Raw genomic sequence first — 26,023 nt, 5'->3', positions numbered from 1 at the left:
GAAGCGGTTACATTGTTAACATAAGGACCTGCTACAGAGATATTGCTGGCAGTAAAGCTGTTATTATACTCGCCAATACCAAGTGAAGCAATAGTACCGATAGGACCTTCCATATCATCAGTTATAATAATATCAGTGAGTGGAACATCACCAGTGTTGCTGACATTATAGGACCAGACAACGGTTGATCCTACTTCAACCTCATAGGAAGAAGGATCAGCGACATCATAACCATCGGTAAGTTTGACAACACTCAAAGAAGGATTAGCAGAGACTTCAGGATCAGAAGTCGGACCAACATTTGGACCACCACTGCTACCACTAGATCTTGTGATACAAATTCCCCTGTCCTTAGAGATGATAGCATCTTCCCATTCCGAGTAGGTGCTCTCATGACGATCATCTGTAGGATCGGGAGCCAGCCCAGGAGAGTTAGTTGAAATGCTTGTAAGACCACTCATTAGCAATGTGATCAAGAGTAGGATACCTAATGGTTTGATTATTGGATGCATACCGAACCGCCACCGTTTATATTATTGTATATTAATGAAGGTATAAAATAAAACCGTATATAAATATATCTATGCATTGGTGTATAATGATAATCATAATGATGCGTTTTATAAGCTTCAAAAAATAGCCAGAACAAAGCAAAACGCATGCATTAACACTGAAATCAAATGAAGAACAAATTAAGGAATACTAATTCACAAAATCAAGATCCGAATCAATATTGAAAAAATAAAAACGATAGAAGAATCAGCAAGTAAATTCCATTTATTTTGAACGCTGAAACGTCTTATTGAATGAGATGCGGCAATTTATCCTGCTATCAGAACATAGGGAGCTTTTTACCTACAACTTTCTCCTTTGCTGCATTATAGACAAGAAGTGCAGTTGCAACATCCTGTATCGCAAGACCTGTAGAATCAAATACCGTTATGTCCGAATCATCCAGCCTTCCGGGTTTTAGCCCTGCGATGACTTCACCAAGCTCGCAGCAGATATTATCGACTTTAATGACCCCACTTGACAAAGGAACATTTATCTCCCCGGAGTGTGATGCTTGGGCAATATCATCCACAACTACCCGGGAACGCACTAATATAGACGCTTCAAGTTCTTCCTTACCTGCAGCATCGGCACCAATTGCATTTATGTGAGTGCCTGGTTTGATCCACTCACGCTTCACAATGGGTTCCCTTACAGGAGTTACAGTAACAAGGATATCGCAATCGCACACATCCTCTATTGATGAACAGACAGTAATACTACAACCTGCTTTACACTCCATCTCCTGCTTAAACTGCTCAGCACGATCTCTATGTGCACTATAGACTTTAACTTCCCCAAGATCGAAAACATTAGCAATAGCAAGTAATTGTGTTCTTGCCTGATTACCTGACCCCACAATTCCCATAATACGGGATTCCGGACGTGCGAGATGTTTTACTGCTATTCCACCTGCTGCACCAGTCCTGATATCCGTCAGATAAGTAGCATCCATAACCGCAAGTGGAGCACCTGTTTCAGTGGAGTTCAGGACAAAAAGTGCCATAACCGTAGGTAGCCCTTTCTGGCGATTATCCGGATGGACATTCACGATCTTAACACCTGCCACATCCTGCTCTTCAAGATATGCAGGCATCGTACGCAGATCACCATTATGACCTTCAAAATACAGATAGGATTTTGGTGGCATCTGAACTTTCGTCCTACCATGCTGCTCAAATGCTTTTTCAACAGCATCCATTGCATCAGATATATTAAGCAACGACCTGACGTCGTTCTGGTCCAGCCATAGAATCTCCAAGATTTATCACCCATTAATAGATGGATAATGGACCGTATAAACTTTCTGGATTACTTTAGCACATCCAACTAGATTTTGCGACATCTTGATGTACTTTTAATATTAGTTATTTATAATGAAACAGATAGGGATCATTGTAACAGATCCTGATGATCCGACAGCTATTGCCTTTGGACAAGCTTGCCAAAAGAACAAGGTTGGTCATCAGATCATGGATCTTCAGAAAGCAGAAGTATCAACCGGGGGTCGAACTGAGTGGCATATAGGAAAGATCGACCCATTGCAATTCGATGCTATCGTTGTAAGGGATGTCGGTGCCGGAGCGTTCGAGGGAGTATCTTTCCGATTCGACATACTCAGACAGCTCGAGGAAGAAGGAGTCCTTGTTGTCAATTCACCCTCTGCAATTCAAAATGCTGCTAACAAATATTATGCATCCTGCCTGCTGTCCAACAAGGGACTACCCATCCCAAAAACAAAGGTTGTTCAGGATACTGAAAGTGCAATAGAAGTACTCGAAGAAATGAAGGATGTCGTAATAAAACCGGTTTTTGGATATAAGGGCATGGGGATCCACAGGATAAAAAACGGCATGATCATACCTGCCAATGGAACAGACCAGAAAAAACTTATTCCGGAACAAATAGATCAACTTCTGGAACAGAAAGGAATGTTATACATACAGGAATTTATCGAGAATCCGGGAAGGGATATTCGTGCATTTGTTGTCAATGGAAAACTCATCGGTGCAATATACAGGACTGCACCGGAAGGATCATGGATCAACAATCTGAGTCAGGGTGGATCCGTATCTCAATGCAAATTATCTACGGAGCAGGAAGAGATCTGCGTAAAAGCTGCCGGATCGATCGGAGCTTTCTTTGCAGGAGTCGACCTTGTAGAAAAGAGAGATACAAGTAACAATAAAGTAGACGAGAGTCTCATATTAGAGGTCAATGGTACACCCTCGGTGGCAGGGATATATAAGGCATGGGGAATTAATGCTGCTGATGATATCATAAGGGATGTTATTAAAGAAATATAACATGATAATTCATATTCATCGGGGAACTTTCAAATGGCAGAATATAAACAGTGTATCGTGATAAGGGATGACCTGAAGCTCTCAAAAGGGAAACTTGCAGTACAGGTAGCCCACGCTGCTGTATCAGCTGCAGAATGGGCTGGCCGCTCCGACCTTGAAAAATGGAAAGAGGGAGGACAGAAGAAAGTGGTCTTAAGGGCAGAGAAACTTCAGGACCTCTTTGAGCTTAAGGAAAAAGCAAGACGTGAAGGGGTAGCTACAGCATTGATCACAGATGCAGGCCTTACCGAGATAGCACCTGGAACGGTAACTGTCCTTGGGATCGGACCGGCAAAAGCGGAAGCTATTGACAAGATCACTGGTTCCTTGAAATTGTTATAAGTCTTATGGGGTGAAGCAATGGTATGTCGTCACTGCCTGTTAATAACCATAATATATTTTCTGATAGTGGTTTCGATAGGAGCATTTGCTATATCCAACATTCCAATTGATTCCCAGGACATACAAGAACTGCCTATATACAACTATTTAACAGCCGACAAGGGCAATTTTGTTATCGATGCCGAAGAACTGACAGTTCCAAAGGTCATTTATGAGAAAGCTGACCGTATCGAAGACAAACCGCATGCCACCTCGACCAGGTCTCCTGCATTGGGGATCGCTACTTCATATTACTACACTAATTTCTATGAGAATAGCCCAGCAACAATAGAAGTCTTTGTTGAGAACCGGGCAGACACACCTATCTTCGTTTATAGCTATGGTGTCGAATTATCTGATGAAAAATTTAAGGGACAGGAAACAGGACATACTATAGAACCCGGCGAAAAAGAAAAGATCGGATTTATCTGTATTGATATTCCTGCAAATGTCGATTCCATGGACGTGAAACTGGGATTTGGGATCCTTGCTAGAACGAGCTCTAACCAATGGTATGATTATGGATTACAGTTTTTGGAAGAGATCAGTCTTGAAGTAATGCCCATAGTGAATGAAACCACTATAGAGTACGTATCTAACGAAGAACCGTTATTCACGATCACAAATGACAAGGTGGACCCAAGAAGTGAAGATGTGCGTGCACTTGCCGCCTCCGGTGCAATGGTATATCCTGGGGAGTATAATATCTATCAGGTATGTTCACTTTTCGAACATGTTAAGAACGAGATCAAATACATGAGCGACCCCAGGGGAGAGGATTATTGGGCTACGCCTGATGAAACACTAAAAGTCTATGCCGGCGATTGCGACGATTCGGCCATCCTGCTTTCATCCCTTATAGAAGCTATTGGCGGAAGCACCCGGATGTACTTTACCGACACTCATGCTTTTACAACTGTATACATAGGAAAAGATGAGGAAGCAAGGGATAACATTGATGCAGTAAAAAAATACAATGGATGTGTTCCCGTGTATTATACAACCGATGAATATGGATCATGGCTGATACTGGACACAACATCCGGCCTTTATGCAGGAGACCTTCCAGCCGGAGCAATGCCAACAGATGATGCCTGGGTCTTTACGAACACAGAAACAGTTAATATAATAGATATTATTCCTGACTGAAGGAGAAAAACATGTACAAAGTCCCACCTGTAGAAGAACAGATAGGTATTGACCTTTATAGCAGCAATACTCCCGGTATAGGAGGAGCCCTTCGAACACAGATAGAGGATTTCATGGTCATTGAGATCACAAACCGTGAAGAAGGGGAAAAAGGAAAATACACTATTGTTGAGCTTACCAAACATAATTGGGAGACACACCATCTAATAAGGGATATTTCCAGGATACTGAGAATCAGCCAGAAACGCATTGGTTTTGCAGGTACCAAGGATAAGAGAGCAGTTACAACGCAAAAGATAAGCTTCTACGATGTCCCCGAGGAAAACATCGAAAAGATCAACCTCAAGGATGTTGAACTAAAGGTCCTCGGAAGATCTAACCGGAGTGTGGAGCTTGGGGACCTTACAGGAAACGAGTTCATTATAACTGCAAGAGATATCGATCTCGAGAAGGATGAACTGGAAAGCAGAATGCAACAGACCACGGAATCCATAAAGGAGCAGGGAGGAGTGCCCAACTTCTTTGGGATACAACGTTTTGGTGCATTCCGACCCATCACACATGTTGTCGGGGAATCCATCGTAAGGGGTGATATCGAAAAAGCAGCGATCGACTATATAGCAGCTGCCTATCCCGATGAGCCGGAAGAAACAAGAGAAGTACGTGAAATGGTCTTTAACAATCGGGATTATGTTGAGGGATTGAAAGGTTACCCATTACAATTGAGGTATGAGCGTGCCATGATGCATCATCTGGTATCTGATCCGGATGATTTTGCCGGAGCCATTGAAACCTTACCAATGAACATCAGGAAAATGTTCGTCCACGCATACCAATCATACATCTACAATACCATTATTTGCCAGCGCATAAAGAAAGGTCTGCCACTTAACAAGGCTGTCGTGGGAGATATTGTCTGCTTTAAGAATAAGGCAGGTCTTCCTGATAATTCCCGTATTGAAAAGGTCACCGAGGACAACATCGATGGCATGAACAATCTTGTCAAAAGGAAAAGGGCGTTTGTGACAGCACCGTTGATCGGTTATGACACGGTAATTGCATCCGGGACACAAGGAGAGATCGAAAGAAATGTGCTGGAAAAGCTGGATGTGCCTCTTGAAGGATTTAAAGTACCTGCCATGGAGAAGATGGGATCCAAAGGTCTTCGACGGGAGATCTTACTTGGAGTGGAACCGCAATATAGCATCAGCGAAGATGAACTGAACGCTGGAAAATACAGCGTTACACTTGATTTTAACCTTCCAAAGGGAAGCTACGCTACAACTGTTCTGAGAGAATATATGAAAGTGGAACCTTCAAGAATGAGCTGATCAGAGAAGGACCAAAAAAAAACAAGATCAAAAATAAGTATAAAATAAAAAAAAGGAAAGGAATGGTTTTTAGATCAGTCCTTTCTTTCCTTGCTCTTTTTAAGCATTGCGTCCATAAATGCCTTGAACGGCGGGGATGGCCTTCCGGGTCTTGACCTGAATTCCGGATGGAACTGGGATGCAAAGTAGAAATCGTTTGCAGGGACCTCTGCGATCTCCATCCTGTTCTTGTTCTTTCCAGAAAAGATCATACCAGCTTCCTCAATACGATCAACATAGTTCGGATTGACCTCATACCTGTGCCTGTGACGCTCGATAATGGTGTTTTCACCATATATCTTCTCTGCAAGTGAACCTTCCTTGAGGATGGCTTCATAGTCACCAAGACGCATTGTTGCACCCATGTCCACTACATTTTCCTGCTCAGGCAGCAGGTCTATAACCGGATAAGGTGTGTCCTCATTGAACTCGCTGCTGTTTGCACCTTCCAGTCCGACTACATTTCTTGCAAACTCGATCACTGCAAGCTGCATACCAAGACAAAGTCCAAGGTAAGGTATGTTGTTCTCCCTTGCAAATTTGATCGAGAGGATCTTGCCTTCAGTACCACGTTCCCCAAATCCGCCCGGAACAAGTATTCCGTCAAAACCAGCCAGATCATCAACACCCTTTGGATCATCATCAAAAGCTTCTGCATCGAACCATGTAATATCGAACTTGCAACCACATCCAATAGCACCGTGTTTAAGAGATTCCACAATGCTTATGTAGGAATCTTCAAGATGAGTATATTTTCCGACAATTGCAACCCTGACATTAGCAGTAGAGTTGTTCATTCTCTGAACCATCGTTTCCCACTTTGTATCTTCCAGAGTGGACTTAAGATCAAGTTTCTTTAAAAGGAAATCACTGAGACCTTCTTTCTCAAACCGGAGTGGGACCTCATAGATGTCCGCGGAATCGTGGGCACTGATGACCGCTTCGACCGGAACATCACAGAAAAGGGCGATCTTGGAACGAGTGCTTTCCATAAGTGCACTTTTGCATCTTGCAACGATCACATGTGGAGTGAGACCCAATTCCCTTAGCTCTTTAACAGAATGCTGTGTGGGTTTTGTTTTCTGGTCACCCTGCGAATCCATAGGCACCAGGGTCACGTGAAGAAATGCAATGTTCTCAGGAGACTCTTCCCTGTACATCTGCCTCAATGCTTCGAGGAATGGCATACTCTCTATATCACCAACAGTACCTCCTACCTCGATGAGACAGACATCCGCACCGCTCTTTGCTGCTATCCTGCGTATGCGGTCCTTTATCTCATTGGTTATGTGAGGAATGATCTGTACAGTTTTGCCAAGATACTCTCCCCTACGCTCTTTGTTTATGACTGCCTCGTAGATCTTACCGGTGGTCAGGTTGTGATCCCTTGTAAGTTCGGTATCAAGGAAACGTTCATAGTTCCCAAGATCGAGATCAACCTCCCCACCGTCCTTCAGAACGTAGACCTCACCGTGCTGATAAGGACTCATGGTACCTGCATCAATATTGATGTAAGGGTCGATCTTTATGGCTGTAACATTGTAACCTTTATTTTTTAGATTTCTGCCGACAGATGCTGTGGTGATCCCTTTCCCCAGACCACTCATAACTCCACCGGTGACGATGATATATTTCATGTGGATTCAACTACCTCATTTATTTTTAAATATTGGAAGCCTCGTTAACAGGTAAGCGATTAAAGATGTGAATACTATGGTAAAAGCTAATGCTGTATAAAAGTCGACCTCAAGTTCAATTTCCATATTGTTGCCTGATACAAGGCGTACAGCTATGTAGATCAGAGCTAAAATAATAATTAATGCCGAAAATAGTACAAGATTACGTACGTCAAATACTTGAATAAAAGACTCGGAGATGCCCGAAAATATATCCGATAAGTACCTTCCGGAATCGGATTCTTTATTTCTGGTTGTAACCGGAGCAGGTGATGACAGACTTTCATCTATATCGATCGGAGCAGGGGCATTTAACTGACCAGACATTCCGATATTGATAGTGAAACTTTCTGTTTTTGAACCATATCCTACCGTTACAAATATCTTGCCTTTGTTCAGGAGGCGCCCGTCAAAGGGAATGCGTGCAATGACAGGTATATATTCCTCATGTGAAACATAGGGATTGTCTTCCAGGAATGTCAGGTTGTCCTGAAGCCCATCGCTGGCAGATAAATGTACATGGGTCGGTGAACCGTAATTTATGATCACGATCTCAAAACTGTGTTCTCCACCGGGGGATAAGGGTATCTCCACTACATCAGATTCAAATTCAATGGAATTTACGCCAAGACGATTTATATGTACCTGTTGCAAGTGTACTCAACCTCGTTTATAGATCATTCCTTTTTTATATCATTCCCTCAGTTCAGGAGGGAGCATGTTAGGGATGCCATCCTCAATAGGGAAATACTCGTTACATTTTGAACAATAGAGTGTTCCAGAGATAATTTCCTTTTCATCTTCTTTTGAGATATTCAGGACAAGATCACCTTTGCATATAGGACATGCCAGAATATCCATGAGATCTTTCTTCATTTACGATCACCAGACAAAAAAGCATTACAATTCATATCAAGGTTTTGGTTTTTCACAAAAACATAATACCTTCATTCAAATAGATTAATCTATCAGTTATTCTCATTATAGGATTATGTTCGATCTGCTTATAAGGGTGCTTGATTTTGCATTCCCTATAATAATTACTATATTCATAGGACTTTTTGGAACGGGCTTCCTTATTGAAATGGGGCTTATGCAAAAGTTCTCAAGGTTCACAGAACCTATTTTCAAGCATACTCACCTTCCACAGGCCTGTGCATCTGCGTTCCTTGTATCACTTGGATCGACCGTTGCGGCGAACAGCATGGTTGTGAAAGTTAAGGACGAAGGATGTCTTGATGAGCGTGAAACAATGCTTTGTGCGATCCTGAACAGCACACCTGCATATATAAGGGAGATATTGACCTACCAGATACCTATTGTGCTACCGGCACTTGGTCCCGTTGTAGGTGGTTTCTATGTAATGGTCTTCATACTCAGTGCCTTTGTGAAGGTCTCTGTTGTTATCATCCTGAGCAGGATCTGGTTCAAGGAGCACACGTGTGCAATACCCAAGCCGGAAAGAACAGAACGCCCACATGTAAAGGATGCTATAGGAAAGGCATTCAAAAGACAGAAACGCCTTTTCACGAAGATAGCCATCATTTACCTGACAATGACAACCTTGGTCTTTGCTTTAAGAGAAAGAGGTGCTTTTGAGATGTTCAACGTCCTCCCACTTGCAGACATCTTCGGCATACCACCTGAAAGTATAATTCCCCTTTCAACGTATGTCGCAAGTCCTATCCTTGGAGTATCACTGCTTGGACCTATGATCAATGATGGAGGAATATCACACCTGCAAGCAATGATAGTACTTATGCTCGGAAGCATGTTCATGCTACCTATATTCAGTGTCAGGGCGATTATTCCACGTTACGTCTCTATTTTCGGACCAAAGATAGGATTGAGGATAGTGGCCTTTTCAACCGGAATGAGCATGCTTATAAGACTCATACTTTTGATCGTATTGTTATCCATAGCAAGAATATGAGTTATGGACCAGAAAGTTGACCAAAAAGAAAGAAAAACGACTGAAATTTAGAGAACTTATCAAAAAGAAGAAAAGAAAGGTCAGTCAGACTGACCTTTAGTGATGTTCACCTAACAGTTCATCCTTATTTTTATAGGCTTCACTGATTTGCTCAAGGCATTTCATGCAGATTTTTTTCCTCTCAAGCTCATAACCTTTTGAGAAGGAAGGGATGTTTATCTCCACATCCTGTAACTGCCCTTCTGCTCCGCAAAGGTCACATTCACCAAATGTTCCTGTTGTTTTGCTTTCGGTAGCCTCGTCATGGGCCTTTTTAGCGTTCTCAAGACAACCGCCACAAAGACCTTTCCATACACCCTCGGGATAGGAGTTCTCGAACTTTGGCGAGAACACTTTTACCGGGCATACTGTTGGAATTGCTACTCCGCAAAGATCACAATCTGCCATTTCACATTCCTCCTGGGATCAAAACGTTTGCGGCTTCCATTGCCATGTTCACAAATGGTTCCGGCCAGAGACCAATTGCCAGTACACCTGCAACAGCAAGGAGCAGTGCAACGACATATGGTGCTGGTTCTGAGATCCTCTCACCCTCTGCTGGCATAGCATACATGTATCTGACAACTCTTGCGTAGTAATACAGTGAAAGTGCGCTGTTAAGAATCGCGATCACTGCAAGCCAGACAAGTCCTGATTCAATCGTTGATGAGAACAGGACAAATTTGCTCATGAAACCTGCTGTCGGTGGGATACCGGCCAATGCGAATACAAAGACGGTCAGACAGAGTGCGGTTATAGGCATTCTCTTACCAAGACCTTTGAAGCTGTCAAGATGGTCAGCTTTCAGTATATCCTTGTTCTCTGATGTTGCCATGTAAACCACAGCAGCTGTTGCAATGAAAGCTCCTGCTTTCATAAAGCCGTGTGACATTGCATAGAGTATACCACCGGTCAATGCCATTGGGGTCATGACCACAAATGCCATTGAAATGTATCCTGCCTGAGCAAGGGATGAGTATGCAAGCATGCGCTTTACACTGGTCTGGGACAGAGCCACGATGTTACCGTAGGTCATTGTGATAACTGCAAGGATAGCAAATGCCATCTGCCAGTCTGCCTGAAGGGCTATCAGACCTGTGATAAAGACCTTGAAAGCTGCAACAAAACCCATCTTCTTGGAACCGGCTGCCAGAAGTGCAGATACCACGGAAGGTGCACCCTGATATGTGTCAGGTGCCCACATGTGGAATGGCACAAGTGCGATCTTGAAACCAAAACCTGCGATCAGCAGTACGAGGGAAAGAATTCCCATTGGACTGCTTGCCAGCAGGCCGATGTTCTGAGCAACTTCAGGAATGTTAGTGGTTCCTGTTGCACCATAAACATATCCGATACCGAGCAGCAGCAGAGCAGCTGAAAGGGATCCGATCATGAAGTACTTCATTGCGGCTTCAGTGGATGCAGGGTTCTTCTTCTCGAAACCTGCAAGACCGTATGTTGCAAGACTTGCAAGCTCGAATGCAACGAAGAGTACCATGAGATCGTTTGCTGATGCTACCATCATCATACCGATGGTTGCGAAGAGCACAAGTACATAGTACTCATCAGCGTGATCGTTGCCGTCAGTGTATTTGATGGATGCTATGGATACGAGTGTCGCAACTGTAAGGAACACGAGCTTGAAGAACTGTGATAGTGCATCGATGCTCAGTGAGTTCGAGAACATGAATGCAGTGGTACCAAAGCTGTTGAGTGTCAACACAAAGGCAACAAGACAACCAAGTGTTGCTATGTATCCGAGTATTTTCTTAGAGTGAGCTGAAAGGAACAATCCTAACAGCAGTACAGTAAGTCCTGTTACCAGGAGCGTTATTTCAGGTGCGAGTAACATTAGATCTGCCATAATCTCACACCCCCATTACAGCCATAAGGCTGACGATCTTTTCTGAATTCGTTATCATCATATCCAGCACCGGACTTGGGTACAGTCCAAAGTACAGTATAAGCAGGGCGATTATTCCCATGGACAGGGTCTGGTAGGACGAGATGTCCACGATCTCACCAAGCTTCTCATTGAAAGTGCCGAACATTGCCCTTTGCAATGCCCACAGGTGATATGCCGCTGTTATCACGATAGCCAGCAGTGCAATGATCACATAGATTGGCACATTAATGAAACTGAATGTCAGCACTAGGAACTCTGCAATGAAACCGGTCAGTCCCGGCAAACCAAGTGATGCCATGAAACCGAGTACCATGATCACTGTGAGCTTTGGCATCTTCTGTGCCAGACCTCCGAGATTGTTGATGATCCTTGTACCTGTTGCAGTCTGGATCACTCCGCATGACATGAACATAATGCTCATGATCAAACCGTGTGAGAACTGCTGGAACATTGCACCGGATACTGAGAGGCTCACAAGACCAGCGCAACCAAGGGTAACGTATCCCATGTGGCTTATACTTGAGTAGGCGATCATTCTCTTCAGGTCCTTCTGTGCAAGTGCAAGGAATGCACCATAGAGAATGCTCACTGCACCAAGAGCTCCCATGATCGTAATCATAAGGCTTGGAGTTGCTGTGAACGGTAACATTGGAAGCATTACCCTGAACAGACCATATCCACCGATCTTAAGCAGTATGAAAAGCACACTGCCTGCTGTTGGTGCCTCGGAATATGCATCCGGTAACCAGGAATGGAATGGAACTACAGGAAGCTTTACAATGAATCCAAAGAGCAGTGCAAGGAATATTGCATCTCTGAGAATTCCGGATTCAAAGAACTGGAACTGGCTGATCAGGTGATCAATGCCCATGTTCGGAGAACCGGTAAGTGCCCATGCGTTGAAGTATAGTCCAAAGATACCCAAAAGCATCACAAGGGATGCAACGTGGGTGTAGATGAAGAATTTAATACCTGCATGCTTCTTGTTGGAGCCACCCCAGATGTTCACCATGAAGAACAATGGTACGAGGGTAAGTTCCCAGAATATGTAGAATACGAAGAAGTCAAGTGATACGAAAACACCAATGACTGCTCCCTGCATTGCAAGCATCAGACCATAGAATCTGTTAGAAGCTGATCTGACATCATCCCATGTATAAATGATCAACAGTGGGATCACTATAGCATTGAGCAGTATAAGAGGCATGGAAACGCCATCAACACCAAGGTGATAGCTGATACCCAGGGATGGGATCCAGTTTGCCATTTCCTCGAACTGCATAGCTGCGGTCGTACTGTCGAATGAGAAATACATGTAGAGGGTCAGGACCAGCGTGATGAGAGTACCCACTAAAGCGGATATCCTTGCCTGTTCCTTTGTTTTTGTTAAGAATGTCACGGCTGAGAACAAAATCGGGATCAGCACGATCAAAGATAATATTGGTAACATTAGAAGACCTCCATGACCAACTTGATCAGTATGACCAGTAGTCCTACACCTGCAACAACTGCTGCTGCATAGTGCTGTATGACACCTGTCTGGAATTTCCTCAGGGAGTCACCTGCCTCAATAAGCAAGGTACTGGTACCATTGACAAGCCAATCCAGCATCTTGTCTGAATAGAACCCTGCGAGTGCTAAGCCCTCATAGATTATCTTTATAGAGAAGATCTCAACAAAGATCTGGTGCTGATAGTACCTGTTGTAGAGCAACTTGTAAACAGGGTTGTTCCTTGAAACAATGCTGCTCATGTCAACTACTCTCCTGTTATAGATCAGATAGGCAATGACAAGACCTGCAACTGCAACGATCAGAGGCATCCAGAGAACAAGAAGTGGTTCATGTCCGTGGTGTGCGAGGTGGTAGCCACCAAGCTCAGCAAGTGCTCCAATATCCAGGTGTTCAAAGTTCTTTTCAATGAAGTGATAGAATGAAGTCCTTGTCAATGCACCGAAGACCACTGCGAACACAGCAAGGATCGCAAGAGGTACTGTCATGGATGAAGGGGACTCGTGTCCACCATAATCTGTCCTTGGTTTCCCTGTAAAGGTCATGAAGATCAACCTGAAGATATACAGGGATGTAAGGAATGCTGCTGAGATAGCAAACAGGTATGGCAACCAGTTTCCGGTAGATTCTGCGAAAAGGTATGCACCCTCGATTATCGGGTCCTTACTCAGGAAACCACTGAAACCGATACTTGTACCAGGAATACCGAAACCTGCTAGCGCAAGTGCTGCAGCTGTCATTGTAGCAAATGTAATAGGCATTACCTTACCGACACCGCCGAGCAGTCTCATGTCATGTGTACCTACAGCGTGGATGACACTTCCTGCACAGAGGAAGAGCAATGCCTTGAAGAATGCGTGGTTGATGAGGTGGAAAATTGAAACTCCAACTGCCTCTGCACCGATTACTGCACCCAGACCAAGACCAAGGACCATGTATCCAAGCTGACTTACTGTTGAATAAGCAAGTACTCTCTTCAAATCGTTCATCACGATACCCATTGTAGCTGCGAACAGTGCGGTGAAAGCACCAAGGTATGCAACGACCATTAATGAATCAGGTGCTGCAATGAACATTGGGAAAGTACGTGCTACGAGATAGACACCAGCTGTAACCATTGTTGCTGCGTGGATAAGAGCGGAAACGGTCGTTGGACCTTCCATTGCATCAGGCAGCCACACATGAAGCGGGAACTGACCTGACTTACCAACTGCACCACCGAAGAACAACAGTGTAACAAGTGTCAGATGACTTACTTCCATACCCAGTACCGTTGAATTGATAGCAACGAGGTCAGGGATCAGTTTGAACATTTCGTTGAACTGAAGGACATATACTCCTTCCGGAAGATTTCCATTGAATACTGTGAATATGTCTGAAAAGAGCAGGACGATACCTGCAAGGAACATAACATCTCCGACTCTGGTGGTCAGGAATGCTTTCTTTGCTGCGGAAGCTGCTCCAGGTTTGTGGAACCAGAATCCGATAAGCAGGTATGAGCTAAGACCTACAAGCTCCCAGCAGATGAACAGCTGAAGGATGTTGTCTGAAAGGATCAGACCAAGCATAGCTGCTGTGAAGAGAGCAGTCTCTGCAAAGTATCTTGGCTTGGCAGGGTCATGTGACATGTAACCCACAGCATAGATGTGGATAAGCAAACTCACAAAACTGACCATTGAGAGCATTACCGCTGCAAGCGGGTCGATCAATATTCCGAGATTGAGTATTGCGAACCAGTGAACTGACTGAGTTACAAAATGCTCAGGATTCTGCAACAGGCCCACAGTGATAGCCAGTGATATCACACATGAAATGGCTATTGCCACGATCGGAATAATTGCACCGCCAGATGGCAATTTCTTCCCAAGGAAGAATGTAAGCACAAAGGCAAGTGCGGGAAGTAGTGGTATTAAAAATGCAAGGTTTTCCATTGCCATTTTTACCACCTCAGTATGTTAAGTTTATCAACATCGATCATATCTCGCATCCTGTAAATTGACATGAGTATCGCAAATCCGACAGCTGCTTCTGCTGCAGCGATTGCAATAGAGAACAGTGCAAATACCTGCCCTGTCATGTCATCGTTGTAACTTGAGAAGGCGACTAGGTTTATGTTTGCGGAGTTTAACATAAGTTCCACACACATAAGCATCCTGATACCGCTCTTCTGTGACATGAATCCATAGAGACCTATGGAGAACACGATAGCTGAAAGACCAAGATACCAGTTTAATGGGATCATCAGTTATCATCTCCTTTTGCCAAATAGATGGCACCTATCAGTGAGGAAAGTAACACTATTGAAAGGATCTCGAATGGTATCACAAAGTCTGTAAAGATAAGGACACCCAATCCTTTGATGTTACTCGGATCAGCGATATTCTGGGGAAGCTGTTCAACAGTTGTCCATCCTGTACCATAAAGTGAAACCAGTACCACTGCGAGGAACAAGCCTGCAATGATCATCCTTGTAAATGCCTTAAGGATGGTCTCGACTGAAGGAACCTCCATATCCAACAACCTTAAGATCTGTCTCTTTGGGTTGAACTGATGGACAATTGAATCCATGATAGTTGGACGTTCATTAGTCATTGTTCTCACTTCCCATATTCTTCTTAGTCAGCATAACTGCGAAGAGTATCAGAACTCCAATTGCTCCGACATACACAAGGATCTGGACAATACCCAGGAACTGTGCATTGAGCATGATGTATACGATAGCCACTGTGAACATCGAGAGAACGAGTGCAAGTGCTGCACGTACTATGTCCCTTGACACTACTGTCAGGATCGCAAATGAGATCAGCACAAGAGCGACAATAGCAAAAATGGCACCTTCAATTATACCTGTCATTTCACTCACCATTCTCCCCTACCGGAACTTCACGTGCCAGCATGTCCGGAGTATACAGTAATTCTTCATGTGTCCATCTGATCACACCTGTTGTGTAGACCTTTGTGCTTGAAAGAGCACCTTGTGGACATTGATCTATACAGAGACCGCAGAACATACAGTGAGCAATATCAATGGCAGGGAACCATCTTGTCTTTTCACTGTCCGGGCTAACCCGTGCCCTTACAATCTTTATCGCACTGTTAGGACAGGAGTTAGCACAAATACCACAGCCTATACATTTACTTTTATCAAGTTTTTGAAGCCCTCTGAACCTGTCAGGCAACTCGGAGGGAACCTCAGGATACCTTCTGGTAATAGGGGGCTTGTAGATGTTTTTAACCGCTCTAACAATATTTTTCAATACCATGGTATCACACTCCCAGATAAATACCCAAGATTATTGCCCATCCGAGGTTCAATAATGATAAGGGAAGAAGTCTTTTCCAGCTAAGGTCAACAACCTGATCGATCCTGAACCTTGGAACTGCCCATCTTAGCATGATGATTGTCAGAATAACAAGAGCAGACTTCAACAGGAAGTACACTGTTGGAAGGAAAATTCCCAGTATCGTGATATTGGTCAGGGCTGCAGGTAAATTCCAGCCGCCGAGGAACAATAATACAACAAGCATTGAACCAAGGATCAGATGGATATATTCAGCAAAGAAACCAAGACCGAATCTCATACCACTATATTCAGTGATCCAACCTGCCACCAGTTCTTCTTCAGACTCGTTCTGGTCGAACGGAAGACGTCCCATATCGGCCATCAAAGCAACGAAGAAGACAAGGAAACCAAGAGGTTGAAGGAATATGAACCAGATCGGGCTCTGTGCCTGTGCGATCTCAACAATGTTCAGTGAACCTACCATGATAGCTATACTTACCATAGTGATCCCGAGTGGAACCTCGTATCCGATCATTCTTGCAAAGTTCCTGAAAGCACCCAGAAGAGAGTACTTGTTGTTTGAACTGTATGCATACATGAACGCACCGATTATAGCGATCGAAGATACCGCTTCAATGTAAAGAAGACTAATATCCATCTCAGTTGCCACGATCGGGTACTCTACGCCATTAACAACAACAGCACCGAATGGGATCGCAACCAGCATCATGAATACAGATCCCATGAGGGCGATAGGTGCAGAAACGAAAAGCAACCTGTCAGCTTTTGAAGGGATCAGATCTTCTTTGGTCATCAATTTGATAGCATCAGCAACAAGCTGGAACAATCCAAAAGGACCTACATATTTAGGACCAAGCCTGAACTGAATATCACCTGATAGTTTACGCTCGAACCATACAACGAGCATTGCACCGCCGAAAACTACGCCGATCATACAGAGGCCAAGTAATGTACGGAGCCAGGGGTTGAATATAATATCAATACTTTCTGCTGACATTGTTATCACCTGTCCGCCTCACTGGTACAACCGTCCATACTACCTGCAATAGCTGCCACATCAGCAACCGTGGTCCCTGTTATGAGTGGAGGCAATGCCTGCATGGTCGGATAGACCGGTCCTCTTATCTTTACACGATGAGGTTTATCTGAGCCATCTGAAACTACATAGAAGCCCATCTCTCCACGTGGATCCTCTACCCTGTGGAACACATCGCCTTCAGGAACCCTCATTACAGGGGTCCTCACGCCATACGGGGAATCCTCATAGAAGAGTGGTCCGCTTGGCATCTGGTCCAGGCACTGTTCTATAATGTACATGGCCTCTAACATCTCATCGAGCCTTACCTCGATACGGGCTGCAATGTCACCATCTGTAGCTGTGCACACCTTGAAATCAAGGTCCTTGTAAACAAGATATGGTTCATCTTTCCTTATATCAAAGGCAACACCTGTTGCACGGAGGGCAGGTCCGGATACACCCAGATCCCTTGCGGTCTTTGCCTCAAGGATACCGACACCGAAACAACGCTGTTTGTAGATCTCATCGTCATTGAACAGTTTTCTGTAGTCAGCGATCTGTTCCCTAAGACCGGCGAAGACGGCAGCAGATCTTTCCTTGAATCCTTCAGGAAGATCGCCACGTACACCGCCGTACTTGAGGAACGTGTGTGTAACACGTGCTCCTGTTACCATGTCCATCAAAGACAGAATATCTTCCCTTTCCTTGATGGTGTACATGAACATTGATACAAAGCCAATGAACTCACCGAACTCACCCATACCAAGCAGGTGGCTCTGAAGTCTTGAGAGCTCCTCGAGGATGACCCTTATATACTGGGACCTTTCCGGAACTTCGATGTCTGCAAGTTTCTCTACAGCACCAACGTATGCTTCTTCGTTGGTCATTGCTGTTAGGTAGCATATCCTATCAACGATAGGAATACCCTGGAGATACGTCTTGCTCTCTAAAATCTTTTCAATACCCTTGTGAATGAAGCCTAACTCGATCTCAGCATCAACTACAGTTTCTCCTCTGAGCCTCAGGTTCAACCTGAAAGGTCCGGGCTGCATTGGGTGCTGTGGTCCGAGGTGGACTATCATTTCTGATGGGCCTACATTTTCATCCATATTTAAGCCTCACACCAAATTTCTGGCAGTCCTGTTCGGGAAGCCTTCATAATCTTTTCTCAAAGGCCAATCCCCTAACAGCTCCTCTGGAAGAACAAGCTGTCTGAGGTCCGGATGGTTGTTGAACTTAACACCGAACAGTTCGTAAGTTTCTCTTTCGTACCAATTAGCATTCCAATAGACAGGAACGATGGACTCGATCTCAGGAGCATCCCTTGGAAGCTTCACCTTAATGGTAAGCAATACAGGATGGTCGTATGAAGCTATATGATAAACAACCACGATCTCGTTCCTTTTAGGATAATCTATTGCAGTTTCGCTTGAAAGATGGTCAAATGCAAGTTCATCTTTCAGGTACTGACAAACGTCTTTGATCATTTCAGGTTCCAGGTAAGCAGAGATCCTTATGTCAGAATCTACCTTTGCGTCCGTAAGGGAGTCCTGGAACTTGTTGACCAATGAATCAATAATGCTTTTTGCATCCATGATATAACCTCAATAATCCGTCCCATGGTCCTTTTTGGCCATGATCTTCTTCTGAAGCTCAAGGAATCCCTGAAGCAGGGCTTCCGGCCTTGGTGGACATCCTGGAATAAAAACATCTATAGGGAACATTTTGTCAATGTTCTGCACTGTGCTGTAGGATTCATAGAAAGGACCGCCACTAATAGAGCAGTCACCCATGCATATTACCCACTTTGGTGCAGCCATCTGTTCCCACAGTTTCTGAAGTGCAGGAAGGTATTTCCTTGTCACGTATCCACTGATGATCATGACATCTGCGTGCCTTGGGGAATTACGTGGGATGATACCGAACCTGTCAGTATCATAGTGAGCACAACCTGTAGCGATCATTTCCACACCACAGCAACCCATTGGCTGAGTCATGAACCATAGGGAGTTCTTTCTACCCCAGTTTATTACATCCTGTGCTTTTGTCTTTTTCAAGAATTCATTAATAGCCATGGAAGTGGTGGTAATAACATCTGGAATCTCTTCCACGTACTCCTCCTGATCCTTGACCGGTACATTATCGTTTAATTCATCCATTTAAGAGCACCCTTCTTCCATAAGTAGGCATATCCAAACAACAAAACGAAAATGAAGATCAACATCTCAACGATCGCTGTTACCATATCGACACCATTGCCTATGTATACCATAGCCCATGGATAAAGGAAAAGAACTTCGATATCGAACACAACGAATGCGATCGCATAAAGATAATACTCAACATTGAACTGTATTCGCGCATCTCCTAACGGATCGGAACCACATTCATAGGTCGCATATTTATTAGGTGATTTGCTTCTGGGGCTTAGCAACTTGACCATGGCCATTGTTGCAGGTGGCATTAGAAGCGAAACAACAAGAAACACAGCAACCGGAATGTAACTATTGATAATATTGCTACTATCGATTATTACTGACATGATGAATCACCTGATGATTACTAATCGTAGATATTACAATCGTAAATATAGTATTCTCTATATAACTATTTCCAAAAAACAGTCATTCATGATAAAACATGACGATATATAGCATAGAAAGTATACAGAATGAAAGACTAAGATAAGTCATCGATATTTCTATTTTGAGTCATAATAAACGATATTTACAACAAATAATAGAAATAATAAACAAAATAATTATAAAATAGTAATTAAAATAAGAATGCTGAGAAGCAGGTAATGACCTGCCCTCTCGATCGTCAGACCAGTTTTGGCGAGAAATATTTCTTAATCATAGCACCACAGTTCGAACAGGAGATAACGAGCCATTCACCAACTTCTTCCGATTCATACTTGTCAAAGATGGATGAGCCGCAACTGGGGCACATATAATGCTCCTTAAAGTAGTAATGATAGAACTGAGGAGTCTTCTCAAGCCAGTCAAGAACTTCATGCATGCGCTCAAAATAACGCTGTTTTGAAGGTGTCTTGCTCTCTTGAATAGCATCATCAGCACGCTCACTGACATCTTTTGTATACTTCTGCGATTTAGAGGTTATCTTCTTGTAATCGCTTACATAGCGGGTAGTATTGTCCAGATAGTGCAGATATCCTTCATGTGCTTTTGGCTTTGAAGCATCCTGCACGGTCTTCATGAAATACTCGCCCATTACATCTTCCATAATATCTGCACATGCAGTACAGATATTATAGCCCTCATATTGCTTATAGTCCTGATCTTCTCCGCAGATCACGCATTTTTCCATATAGGATACCCCCTGCAGCTCTTCTTATTTGACCAGGACAGGCTTCATAGCTTCCCTTGTGAACATGATAGGGAAGATGTTAAGCACACCTAGAAGGTCTCCTGCCCGGACCTTTCCGGTCTCTTGCCCGAAAGCATAAACATATTTGATAGTTCGTGGCTTCTCCACAAGACAATTACCTTCCTTGGAAGATACCTTCAGGACAGAAGCTACCGCATGGTAAGTAAAAGCACACGGAATTGCAAGAGTGTCCGCATCTAATATGACCTCCTGTATAGCGATCTTCTTGTATTCGCCAGCGCGAAGTTCCACATCCTCATCAGCGATCATCATCTCCCACTTTGCACGGGTGGCGATCGTGAATTCATAGGGTGCGGCCTTGAACTTCGTTGAAATCAATTCACCGTCTTTACGAGCTACTACTTGTATCGTTTCCGTGGACATAAAATCACCATAATAGATGTTGGCATTTTAGTATAAATAGATTGTCATTATTGTTAATGAACAATTTGTAGTTGGCACTCCCGGAACTTCAATGATAGCTTCGACCCCCAAGTACCCAAAATAATAATTATAAGATAATATGGCATTTCAATATTAATAATTACTTCAAGATCCTCATATAGAAAAGAGCAGGTTCAAAAATGAAGCGTGTCAATTAATTACTGACACATGAATTGAACAAAATCCTTTTGAGTATTGAAGGACTTAAAAGGACAAAACTCGAGGGAAATTAATGAAAGTCAATGAAAACTGTGTTGGATGTGGCCAGTGCACTGCATTTTGTAAAAAAGATGCGATCATTGTTAAAAGTAAGGCATATATCACAGATAAATGCGTAGAATGCGGGATATGTGCAACATACTGCCCCATGAAAGCAATCGAGGTAGCTGAATGAAGGTCATAGTAATAGGAGCGGGACTTGGCGGTTTGCTAAGCGCGGCTAAATTATCAGGATCAGGATATGAGGTTGAGGTATTCGAACGCTTGCCTGTGACAGGAGGTAGGTTCACCAATATTGATATCAAAGGTTACCAATTGACCACAGGCGCGCTCCACATGATACCACATGGTCCAACCGGACCGTTGGCACAACTCCTCGAGGAAGTGGGCGCAGATGTCACCATCGAGCGCGATGAAGGAATGGCTTTCATGCGTATCTTCGAAGACATTGAGAACAACATTTATGAAGATGTGCCCTTTGGAAAGTTCGGGAAGGTATTCTCACTCTGGAACAGGATCAAGCTTGCGATTTTCATGATAACTACCAGAAAAAATCCCCCAAAGGACTGTTCCTTTGCAGAATGGATTTCCAGGAACTTTAATACACCTCTTGCATATCAAATGGCAGATTCCTTCTGCGGCTGGGCCCTTAGCCTGAAAGCAGCTGATGTTCCTGCAGAAGAAGTATTTGAAATATTTGAGAACCTGTACCGCTACGGTGGCCCCGGAGTACCTATCGGAGGTTGTAAAGCTGTTACTGATGCACTGGCGGATGTCGTCAGGAGCAACGGTGGAACCATGTACACCGATAAAGAGGTATCAGAGATCATCATCAAAGATGGAAAAGCTTCAGGCGTCATTATAGATGGTCAAAAATATCCGGCAGACCTTGTGATCAGCAATATAGGACATAATTTTACACATGACCTTTGTAAAGATGTGAAGATCAACGAAGAACACCAGCAATACCTGGACAGGATAAAAGTAACAAAGCCTTCTGCCGGAGTTAAGATCTGCCTTGCTGCAAATGAGCCACTGATCGGACATGGAGGTGTTCTGTTCACACCCTCGGCCAGACTTGTAAATGGTATTAACGAGGTGACCAACATCGATCCGGATCTGGCACCACAAGGTAAACACCTTGTTATGGCCCACCAGACAACCCAATGGGAAAGGATCCCTTATCTTGAGGATGAGATCGACCTGGGTATCAAGGATGTCGAAGAGATCTTTGCAGGCAAGGACTTCGAAGTGCTCCTTACACAATCATATTATAGTGGCTGGCCCGTCAACAGGTCATCATCAGGTTCAGACATCGGCAATACAACACCTATAGAAGGGCTGTATGTAGTGGGCGATGGTGCAAAAGGCAAGGGCGGAATTGAAGTTGAAGGCGTAGCCCTTGGTGTTAAGAACACCATGGAGCTCATTCTGGACAATTAAAAACTGACAAAAACTCTTTTTGATGGCGGCTTATTGTCCATCATCAATATTTGCCCCCTATATTCAGAAGTGGAACTGTCCCCCACCAACAATTATTTCTTTTTCGCAGAATTTCCAAACCTTTGACCCACTTTACCCCTTCAGGTCTGATCTGCGTCACAAATGTATCTTCGATTAAACTTATGTACTAATTCCTTCATTCATTCACCAATTATGCCCGAATTTGTGACCTTCTCACGCAATGTCTTCATTCCTGTTACGAACATTTGCAGGAACCGTTGCGGATACTGCACATTCAGGCGCGATCCGGACCATCCGGAAGCCCGCCTCATGAGTGTAGAGGAGATAATACCGATCCTGAAAAATGGAAAAGAAGCAGGATGTACTGAAGCGCTTTTTGTTTTTGGAGAATATGCCGAAGAGGTTCCCGAATACAGAAAGGAACTCAAAAAGATGGGGTATTCCAGCACCATCGAGTATGTCACTGAACTTTGTGAACTTGCCATCGAGATAGGACTACTGCCGCATACCAATGCAGGCATTCTTAACCGTCGCGAACTAGAGATGCTAAAACCACTCAACGTTAGCATGGGCCTTATGCTGGAAACCACTGCAGAATTGAAAGCCCACTGCGAATCTCCCGGAAAAGCTCCTTCAAAGCGCATCGAGATGATACGTACTGCCGGTGAACTGCGGATACCTTTCACAACAGGCATACTGGTAGGCATCGGAGAAAGCATAGAGGACAGGAAGCATTCCCTGGAAACTATCGCATCCATCCATAAAGAGTTCGGACATATCCAGGAAGTTATCATCCAGAACTTTATGCCTAAACCGGATACCCCCATGGCCGACCATATTCCACCTACAAAAGAAGAGATGATCCAGACAGTCTCCCTTGCAAGGGAAATCCTGCCGGATGATGTTGCAGTTCAGGTCGCACCAAACCTTATCGAGCCCCATATACTGATACAACATGGAGCTACCGACATTGGAGGAATATCACCCACCACCATCGACTGGATCAATCCCGAAGCTGAATGGCCAAGTGTGGTCGATCTTCAGCAGATGACAGGAGAAATACCCCTGAAAGAAAGATTACCGATCTATCCACATCATATTAAGAAAGGATGGTACAGCAGCAACCTTTCCGACCTTATAGAAACACTTACCGATAAAAACGGATTCAAGAGGAAACAGCAATGATCCCTGAAGATATCGTAGAAAGAGCATACCAGGGCACCACGACCAAAGAAGATGCTCTTAAACTACTGGAAGTGAAACCCTTTGAACTATATGCATTGGCAGACCAGCTAAGATATGAGGCAGTTGGAGATAACGTTACCTATGTTGTCAACCGCAACATCAATTTCACAGACAAATGTATCGGAACATGTGGATTCTGTGCATTCAAGAATAAAAAAGGATACGTGCTCTCACCTGAACAGATCAGGGAAAAAATTGATGAGGCAGTTGCAGCAGGCGCCACAGAGCTGTGCATTCAGGGAGGATTGATGCAGGATGTAAAACTCGACCTGTATCTGGACATTCTCAGGGCAGTTAAAGAAGACCACCACCACATTCATACCCACTGTTTCTCACCAATGGAAGTTTACCATGCCGCCACTTCCAGTGGCCTGACAATTGAAGAAACTCTTGCTGAACTTAAGAAGAATGGATTGAACACCATGCCAGGGACCGCTGCAGAGATACTGGCAGACCGGGTACGCGATATCATCTGTCCTGAAAAGATCACGAAACAGCAGTGGGTAGATATAGTAACATCCGCGCATCAGGCAGGGATCCCCACAACTGCCACGATGATGTACGGACATGTGGAAACATGGGAAGAACGCATTGATCACATACTCACCATCCGTGAGATCCAGAAAAATACCGGGGGTTTCACAGAGTTCGTGCCACTTCCTTTCATGCCCTACAATAACAGGATAGGGGACGAGATGCTTAAAAGTGGTCAGTTCATGACAACAGGAGTGGAAGACCTGAAAGTCTATTCGCTGGCACGTATTTTACTCAATACACATATAGAGAATATCCAGGTAAGCTGGGTAAAGCTTGGAAAGAAGATTGCACAGGTTGCCCTGCTATGCGGTGGCAACGATCTTGGAGGCACGCTAATGGAAGAAAGTATCTCAAGATCAGCAGGAGCATCTAATGGGGAAGTCATCACTGTGGAAGAACTGGAATGGATCATCAGGGCTGCAGAAAGAACGCCGGTTCAGAGAGACACCCTTTACAGGAGCATATTATAATGACCATTCCCAAAGATATCATTGAACGGGCATACAAGGGAACCGCAACAAAAGAAGATGCACTTGCACTTCTGAATGTTAACCCCTTCGAGCTTTACACACTCGCAGATGACCTGCGCAAAGAGGCAGTTGGCGATACAGTGACCTATGTAACCAACCGGAACATCTACATCACCAACATGTGCAAAGGAAACTGCGGATTCTGTGCTTTCCGGGAAGGAGAAGGATACATACTGACCATTGAAGAGATGCTCGAGCAGGTCGGCCAGGCAGAAAAAGCCGGTGCTGTTGAGATCTGCATCCAGGGCGGTTACCTTCCACAACTTGACCTTGAATTCTACAATGATATCGTAAAGAGCATACACACCACTTATCCAGATATGACCATACATGGATTTTCACCAATGGAGATCCACTATGCTTCGTCCCTTTCAAAAACACATCTTGAGGATGCTTTTGCCGAACTGAAAAGGAACGGACTGGGCACACTTACCGGGACATCTGCAGAGATCCTTTCAGACCGTGTACGAAATATCATCTGTGAGGATAAGATAACAACCAACCAGTGGATAGAGACCATTAAGGCATCTCACAGGGTCGGCCTGCGTACCAATGCCACCATTATGTACGGTCATGTGGAAACATGGGAAGAACGGTTCGACCACATACTGACAGTGCGCAATATACAGGAAGAGACCGGAGCGTTCACCGAACTGATAACAATGCCTTTCATGCCTTACAACAACCGTGTTGGCGAGGAGATGCTGAGTTCAGGGAAGTTCATGACCACTGGAATGGATGACCTCAAACTCATAGCTATTGCAAGAGTACTGCTCAACAACCACGTGGACAACCTTCAGGCATGCTGGGTCAAGCTCGGCAAGAAACTTGCACAGGTAGCTTTATCCTGTGGGGCAAATGATCTCGGAGGCACTCTTATGGAAGACCAGATCACCCTGGCATCCGGAGGAGCGAACGGGGAATACTTATCACCGGAAGAGCTGGAATGGATCATCACAAGTGAAGGCCGCAAGCCGATGCGAAGGAATGCATTATACGAGGAAATCTAA

The 26,023-nt window shown here is 44.2% G+C and carries 29 protein-coding genes and 1 pseudogene; 10 read left to right on the top strand and 20 right to left on the bottom strand.

Features of this window, described 5'->3' with window-relative positions; all coding sequences use genetic code 11:
• Nucleotides 1–461, bottom strand: a pseudogene (locus tag E7X56_RS06980) (hypothetical protein); the annotation flags it as partial.
• 371 nt (nucleotides 462–832) lie between these two features.
• Complete coding sequence (gene ala, locus E7X56_RS06975; RefSeq protein ID WP_135606085.1) at nucleotides 833–1,813, bottom strand: alanine dehydrogenase; 981 nt, start codon at nucleotides 1,811–1,813, stop codon at nucleotides 833–835.
• 115 nt (nucleotides 1,814–1,928) lie between these two features.
• Here ala and mptN point away from each other — a divergent pair, with 115 nt between their 5' ends.
• From mptN to truD, 4 genes are read left to right on the top strand one after another with little or no spacing between them, the layout of a single operon-like run.
• A complete protein-coding gene (mptN, locus tag E7X56_RS06970; protein ID WP_135606084.1) occupies nucleotides 1,929–2,858 on the top strand; it encodes a tetrahydromethanopterin:alpha-L-glutamate ligase in 930 nt (309 codons plus the stop codon).
• A 33-nt stretch (nucleotides 2,859–2,891) separates the two neighbouring features.
• The gene (gene pth2 / locus E7X56_RS06965) at nucleotides 2,892–3,239 is read left to right on the top strand and encodes a peptidyl-tRNA hydrolase Pth2 (protein WP_135606083.1); all 348 of its coding nucleotides are present in this window, start codon (nucleotides 2,892–2,894) and stop codon (nucleotides 3,237–3,239) included.
• 18 nt (nucleotides 3,240–3,257) lie between these two features.
• Nucleotides 3,258–4,427, top strand: coding sequence for a transglutaminase family protein (locus tag E7X56_RS06960; protein ID WP_135606082.1), 1,170 nt, complete (start codon nucleotides 3,258–3,260; stop codon nucleotides 4,425–4,427).
• An 11-nt stretch (nucleotides 4,428–4,438) separates the two neighbouring features.
• Nucleotides 4,439–5,758: a tRNA pseudouridine(13) synthase TruD gene (gene truD / locus E7X56_RS06955; protein WP_135606081.1), complete on the top strand. Its 1,320-nt coding sequence runs from the start codon at nucleotides 4,439–4,441 to the stop codon at nucleotides 5,756–5,758.
• A 74-nt stretch (nucleotides 5,759–5,832) separates the two neighbouring features.
• Here truD and pyrG read toward each other — a convergent pair whose 3' ends face one another.
• The 3 genes from pyrG to E7X56_RS06940 are packed head-to-tail and all read right to left on the bottom strand — an operon-like array spanning nucleotide 5,833 to nucleotide 8,349.
• A complete protein-coding gene (gene pyrG / locus E7X56_RS06950; protein ID WP_135606080.1) occupies nucleotides 5,833–7,434 on the bottom strand; it encodes a glutamine hydrolyzing CTP synthase in 1,602 nt (533 codons plus the stop codon).
• Nucleotides 7,435–7,449: 15 nt separating this feature from the next.
• Nucleotides 7,450–8,127 carry a hypothetical protein gene (locus tag E7X56_RS06945; protein WP_135606079.1) on the bottom strand — a complete coding sequence of 226 codons (678 nt, stop codon included), beginning with the start codon at nucleotides 8,125–8,127 and terminating at the stop codon, nucleotides 7,450–7,452.
• A 39-nt stretch (nucleotides 8,128–8,166) separates the two neighbouring features.
• Nucleotides 8,167–8,349: a methytransferase partner Trm112 gene (locus E7X56_RS06940; protein ID WP_048195261.1), complete on the bottom strand. Its 183-nt coding sequence runs from the start codon at nucleotides 8,347–8,349 to the stop codon at nucleotides 8,167–8,169.
• A 115-nt stretch (nucleotides 8,350–8,464) separates the two neighbouring features.
• Here E7X56_RS06940 and E7X56_RS06935 point away from each other — a divergent pair, with 115 nt between their 5' ends.
• Nucleotides 8,465–9,406 (top strand): nucleoside recognition domain-containing protein, encoded by a 942-nt coding sequence (locus E7X56_RS06935; protein ID WP_135606078.1) that lies wholly within the window; start codon nucleotides 8,465–8,467, stop codon nucleotides 9,404–9,406.
• 96 nt (nucleotides 9,407–9,502) lie between these two features.
• Here E7X56_RS06935 and E7X56_RS06930 read toward each other — a convergent pair whose 3' ends face one another.
• The 15 genes from E7X56_RS06930 to E7X56_RS06860 all read right to left on the bottom strand — a co-directional run bounded on the left by E7X56_RS06930 (nucleotide 9,503) and on the right by E7X56_RS06860 (nucleotide 20,958).
• Complete coding sequence (locus E7X56_RS06930) at nucleotides 9,503–9,853, bottom strand: F420H2 dehydrogenase subunit FpoO (protein ID WP_135606077.1); 351 nt, start codon at nucleotides 9,851–9,853, stop codon at nucleotides 9,503–9,505.
• A 1-nt stretch (nucleotide 9,854) separates the two neighbouring features.
• Entirely contained in the window at nucleotides 9,855–11,309 is a 1,455-nt protein-coding gene (gene fpoN / locus E7X56_RS06925; RefSeq protein WP_135606076.1) for a F(420)H(2) dehydrogenase subunit N, read from the bottom strand.
• A 4-nt stretch (nucleotides 11,310–11,313) separates the two neighbouring features.
• Entirely contained in the window at nucleotides 11,314–12,801 is a 1,488-nt protein-coding gene (gene fpoM, locus E7X56_RS06920; protein WP_091688486.1) for a F(420)H(2) dehydrogenase subunit M, read from the bottom strand.
• Nucleotides 12,801–14,798, bottom strand: a complete 1,998-nt coding sequence (gene fpoL / locus E7X56_RS06915; protein ID WP_210409254.1) for a F420H2 dehydrogenase subunit FpoL — start codon at nucleotides 14,796–14,798, stop codon at nucleotides 12,801–12,803. The genes fpoM and fpoL overlap by 1 nt, the downstream gene beginning before the upstream one ends.
• Nucleotides 14,799–14,800: 2 nt before the next feature.
• Nucleotides 14,801–15,103, bottom strand: coding sequence for a F420H2 dehydrogenase subunit FpoK (gene fpoK / locus E7X56_RS06910; RefSeq protein ID WP_135606074.1), 303 nt, complete (start codon nucleotides 15,101–15,103; stop codon nucleotides 14,801–14,803).
• Nucleotides 15,103–15,453, bottom strand: coding sequence for a F420H2 dehydrogenase subunit FpoJ (gene fpoJ, locus E7X56_RS12195; RefSeq protein ID WP_256360051.1), 351 nt, complete (start codon nucleotides 15,451–15,453; stop codon nucleotides 15,103–15,105). Before fpoJ ends, fpoK begins: the two co-directional genes overlap by 1 nt.
• Nucleotides 15,446–15,715: an NADH-quinone oxidoreductase subunit J gene (locus E7X56_RS12190; RefSeq protein ID WP_091688481.1), complete on the bottom strand. Its 270-nt coding sequence runs from the start codon at nucleotides 15,713–15,715 to the stop codon at nucleotides 15,446–15,448. Before E7X56_RS12190 ends, fpoJ begins: the two co-directional genes overlap by 8 nt.
• 1 nt (nucleotide 15,716) lies before the next feature.
• Nucleotides 15,717–16,124, bottom strand: a complete 408-nt coding sequence (gene fpoI / locus E7X56_RS06895) for a F420H2 dehydrogenase subunit FpoI (protein ID WP_135606073.1) — start codon at nucleotides 16,122–16,124, stop codon at nucleotides 15,717–15,719.
• A 4-nt stretch (nucleotides 16,125–16,128) separates the two neighbouring features.
• Entirely contained in the window at nucleotides 16,129–17,163 is a 1,035-nt protein-coding gene (gene fpoH / locus E7X56_RS06890) for a F420H2 dehydrogenase subunit FpoH (RefSeq protein ID WP_135606072.1), read from the bottom strand.
• A gap of 5 nt (nucleotides 17,164–17,168) precedes the next feature.
• Nucleotides 17,169–18,293 (bottom strand): F420H2 dehydrogenase subunit FpoD, encoded by a 1,125-nt coding sequence (fpoD, locus tag E7X56_RS06885; protein WP_135606071.1) that lies wholly within the window; start codon nucleotides 18,291–18,293, stop codon nucleotides 17,169–17,171.
• Nucleotides 18,294–18,302: 9 nt separating this feature from the next.
• On the bottom strand, nucleotides 18,303–18,779 hold the full coding sequence (fpoC, locus tag E7X56_RS06880) for a F420H2 dehydrogenase subunit FpoC (RefSeq protein WP_135606070.1): 477 nt from the start codon (nucleotides 18,777–18,779) through the stop codon (nucleotides 18,303–18,305).
• 9 nt (nucleotides 18,780–18,788) lie between these two features.
• A complete protein-coding gene (gene fpoB, locus E7X56_RS06875; protein WP_135606069.1) occupies nucleotides 18,789–19,343 on the bottom strand; it encodes a F(420)H(2) dehydrogenase subunit B in 555 nt (184 codons plus the stop codon).
• On the bottom strand, nucleotides 19,331–19,726 hold the full coding sequence (gene fpoA / locus E7X56_RS06870; protein ID WP_135606068.1) for a F420H2 dehydrogenase subunit FpoA: 396 nt from the start codon (nucleotides 19,724–19,726) through the stop codon (nucleotides 19,331–19,333). Before fpoA ends, fpoB begins: the two co-directional genes overlap by 13 nt.
• A gap of 281 nt (nucleotides 19,727–20,007) precedes the next feature.
• On the bottom strand, nucleotides 20,008–20,514 hold the full coding sequence (locus E7X56_RS06865) for a hypothetical protein (RefSeq protein ID WP_091688467.1): 507 nt from the start codon (nucleotides 20,512–20,514) through the stop codon (nucleotides 20,008–20,010).
• 24 nt (nucleotides 20,515–20,538) lie between these two features.
• Nucleotides 20,539–20,958 (bottom strand): DUF22 domain-containing protein, encoded by a 420-nt coding sequence (locus tag E7X56_RS06860; RefSeq protein ID WP_135606067.1) that lies wholly within the window; start codon nucleotides 20,956–20,958, stop codon nucleotides 20,539–20,541.
• Between the two features lie 292 nt (nucleotides 20,959–21,250).
• Here E7X56_RS06860 and E7X56_RS06855 point away from each other — a divergent pair, with 292 nt between their 5' ends.
• The 5 genes from E7X56_RS06855 to cofH (E7X56_RS06835) all read left to right on the top strand — a co-directional run bounded on the left by E7X56_RS06855 (nucleotide 21,251) and on the right by cofH (E7X56_RS06835) (nucleotide 26,023).
• Nucleotides 21,251–21,412, top strand: coding sequence for a 4Fe-4S binding protein (locus E7X56_RS06855; protein WP_135606066.1), 162 nt, complete (start codon nucleotides 21,251–21,253; stop codon nucleotides 21,410–21,412).
• Nucleotides 21,409–22,680 (top strand): NAD(P)/FAD-dependent oxidoreductase, encoded by a 1,272-nt coding sequence (locus E7X56_RS06850; protein WP_135606065.1) that lies wholly within the window; start codon nucleotides 21,409–21,411, stop codon nucleotides 22,678–22,680. Before E7X56_RS06855 ends, E7X56_RS06850 begins: the two co-directional genes overlap by 4 nt.
• A 213-nt stretch (nucleotides 22,681–22,893) precedes the next feature.
• On the top strand, nucleotides 22,894–23,886 hold the full coding sequence (gene cofG, locus E7X56_RS06845; protein ID WP_135606064.1) for a 7,8-didemethyl-8-hydroxy-5-deazariboflavin synthase CofG: 993 nt from the start codon (nucleotides 22,894–22,896) through the stop codon (nucleotides 23,884–23,886).
• A complete protein-coding gene (gene cofH / locus E7X56_RS06840; protein WP_135606063.1) occupies nucleotides 23,883–24,953 on the top strand; it encodes a 5-amino-6-(D-ribitylamino)uracil--L-tyrosine 4-hydroxyphenyl transferase CofH in 1,071 nt (356 codons plus the stop codon). The genes cofG and cofH (E7X56_RS06840) overlap by 4 nt, the downstream gene beginning before the upstream one ends.
• Entirely contained in the window at nucleotides 24,953–26,023 is a 1,071-nt protein-coding gene (gene cofH, locus E7X56_RS06835) for a 5-amino-6-(D-ribitylamino)uracil--L-tyrosine 4-hydroxyphenyl transferase CofH (protein ID WP_135606062.1), read from the top strand. Before cofH (E7X56_RS06840) ends, cofH (E7X56_RS06835) begins: the two co-directional genes overlap by 1 nt.

This window comes from Methanococcoides sp. NM1 (assembly GCF_900774285.1).
GTDB lineage: Archaea > Halobacteriota > Methanosarcinia > Methanosarcinales > Methanosarcinaceae > Methanococcoides > Methanococcoides vulcani.
Note: the sequence above shows the minus strand (reverse complement) of the source record. Positions and strands in the feature narration are given on the sequence as shown.

What these genes read in the sequence shown, in the direction of transcription:
- mptN (WP_135606084.1), top strand. Translation starts at nt 1,929, where the DNA reads ATGAAACAGATAGGGATCATTGTAACAGATCCTGATGATCCGACAGCT.
- pth2 (WP_135606083.1), top strand. Translation starts at nt 2,892, where the DNA reads ATGGCAGAATATAAACAGTGTATCGTGATAAGGGATGACCTGAAGCTC.
- E7X56_RS06960 (WP_135606082.1), top strand. Translation starts at nt 3,258, where the DNA reads ATGGTATGTCGTCACTGCCTGTTAATAACCATAATATATTTTCTGATA.
- truD (WP_135606081.1), top strand. Translation starts at nt 4,439, where the DNA reads ATGTACAAAGTCCCACCTGTAGAAGAACAGATAGGTATTGACCTTTAT.
- pyrG (WP_135606080.1), bottom strand. Translation starts at nt 7,434, where the DNA reads ATGAAATATATCATCGTCACCGGTGGAGTTATGAGTGGTCTGGGGAAA.
- E7X56_RS06940 (WP_048195261.1), bottom strand. Translation starts at nt 8,349, where the DNA reads ATGAAGAAAGATCTCATGGATATTCTGGCATGTCCTATATGCAAAGGT.
- E7X56_RS06935 (WP_135606078.1), top strand. Translation starts at nt 8,465, where the DNA reads ATGTTCGATCTGCTTATAAGGGTGCTTGATTTTGCATTCCCTATAATA.
- E7X56_RS06930 (WP_135606077.1), bottom strand. Translation starts at nt 9,853, where the DNA reads ATGGCAGATTGTGATCTTTGCGGAGTAGCAATTCCAACAGTATGCCCG.
- fpoN (WP_135606076.1), bottom strand. Translation starts at nt 11,309, where the DNA reads ATGGCAGATCTAATGTTACTCGCACCTGAAATAACGCTCCTGGTAACA.
- fpoM (WP_091688486.1), bottom strand. Translation starts at nt 12,801, where the DNA reads ATGTTACCAATATTATCTTTGATCGTGCTGATCCCGATTTTGTTCTCA.
- fpoL (WP_210409254.1), bottom strand. Translation starts at nt 14,798, where the DNA reads ATGGCAATGGAAAACCTTGCATTTTTAATACCACTACTTCCCGCACTT.
- fpoK (WP_135606074.1), bottom strand. Translation starts at nt 15,103, where the DNA reads ATGATCCCATTAAACTGGTATCTTGGTCTTTCAGCTATCGTGTTCTCC.
- fpoJ (WP_256360051.1), bottom strand. Translation starts at nt 15,453, where the DNA reads ATGACTAATGAACGTCCAACTATCATGGATTCAATTGTCCATCAGTTC.
- E7X56_RS12190 (WP_091688481.1), bottom strand. Translation starts at nt 15,715, where the DNA reads ATGACAGGTATAATTGAAGGTGCCATTTTTGCTATTGTCGCTCTTGTG.
- fpoI (WP_135606073.1), bottom strand. Translation starts at nt 16,124, where the DNA reads ATGGTATTGAAAAATATTGTTAGAGCGGTTAAAAACATCTACAAGCCC.
- fpoH (WP_135606072.1), bottom strand. Translation starts at nt 17,163, where the DNA reads ATGTCAGCAGAAAGTATTGATATTATATTCAACCCCTGGCTCCGTACA.
- fpoD (WP_135606071.1), bottom strand. Translation starts at nt 18,293, where the DNA reads ATGGATGAAAATGTAGGCCCATCAGAAATGATAGTCCACCTCGGACCA.
- fpoC (WP_135606070.1), bottom strand. Translation starts at nt 18,779, where the DNA reads ATGGATGCAAAAAGCATTATTGATTCATTGGTCAACAAGTTCCAGGAC.
- fpoB (WP_135606069.1), bottom strand. Translation starts at nt 19,343, where the DNA reads ATGGATGAATTAAACGATAATGTACCGGTCAAGGATCAGGAGGAGTAC.
- fpoA (WP_135606068.1), bottom strand. Translation starts at nt 19,726, where the DNA reads ATGTCAGTAATAATCGATAGTAGCAATATTATCAATAGTTACATTCCG.
- E7X56_RS06865 (WP_091688467.1), bottom strand. Translation starts at nt 20,514, where the DNA reads ATGGAAAAATGCGTGATCTGCGGAGAAGATCAGGACTATAAGCAATAT.
- E7X56_RS06860 (WP_135606067.1), bottom strand. Translation starts at nt 20,958, where the DNA reads ATGTCCACGGAAACGATACAAGTAGTAGCTCGTAAAGACGGTGAATTG.
- E7X56_RS06855 (WP_135606066.1), top strand. Translation starts at nt 21,251, where the DNA reads ATGAAAGTCAATGAAAACTGTGTTGGATGTGGCCAGTGCACTGCATTT.
- E7X56_RS06850 (WP_135606065.1), top strand. Translation starts at nt 21,409, where the DNA reads ATGAAGGTCATAGTAATAGGAGCGGGACTTGGCGGTTTGCTAAGCGCG.
- cofG (WP_135606064.1), top strand. Translation starts at nt 22,894, where the DNA reads ATGCCCGAATTTGTGACCTTCTCACGCAATGTCTTCATTCCTGTTACG.
- cofH (WP_135606063.1), top strand. Translation starts at nt 23,883, where the DNA reads ATGATCCCTGAAGATATCGTAGAAAGAGCATACCAGGGCACCACGACC.
- cofH (WP_135606062.1), top strand. Translation starts at nt 24,953, where the DNA reads ATGACCATTCCCAAAGATATCATTGAACGGGCATACAAGGGAACCGCA.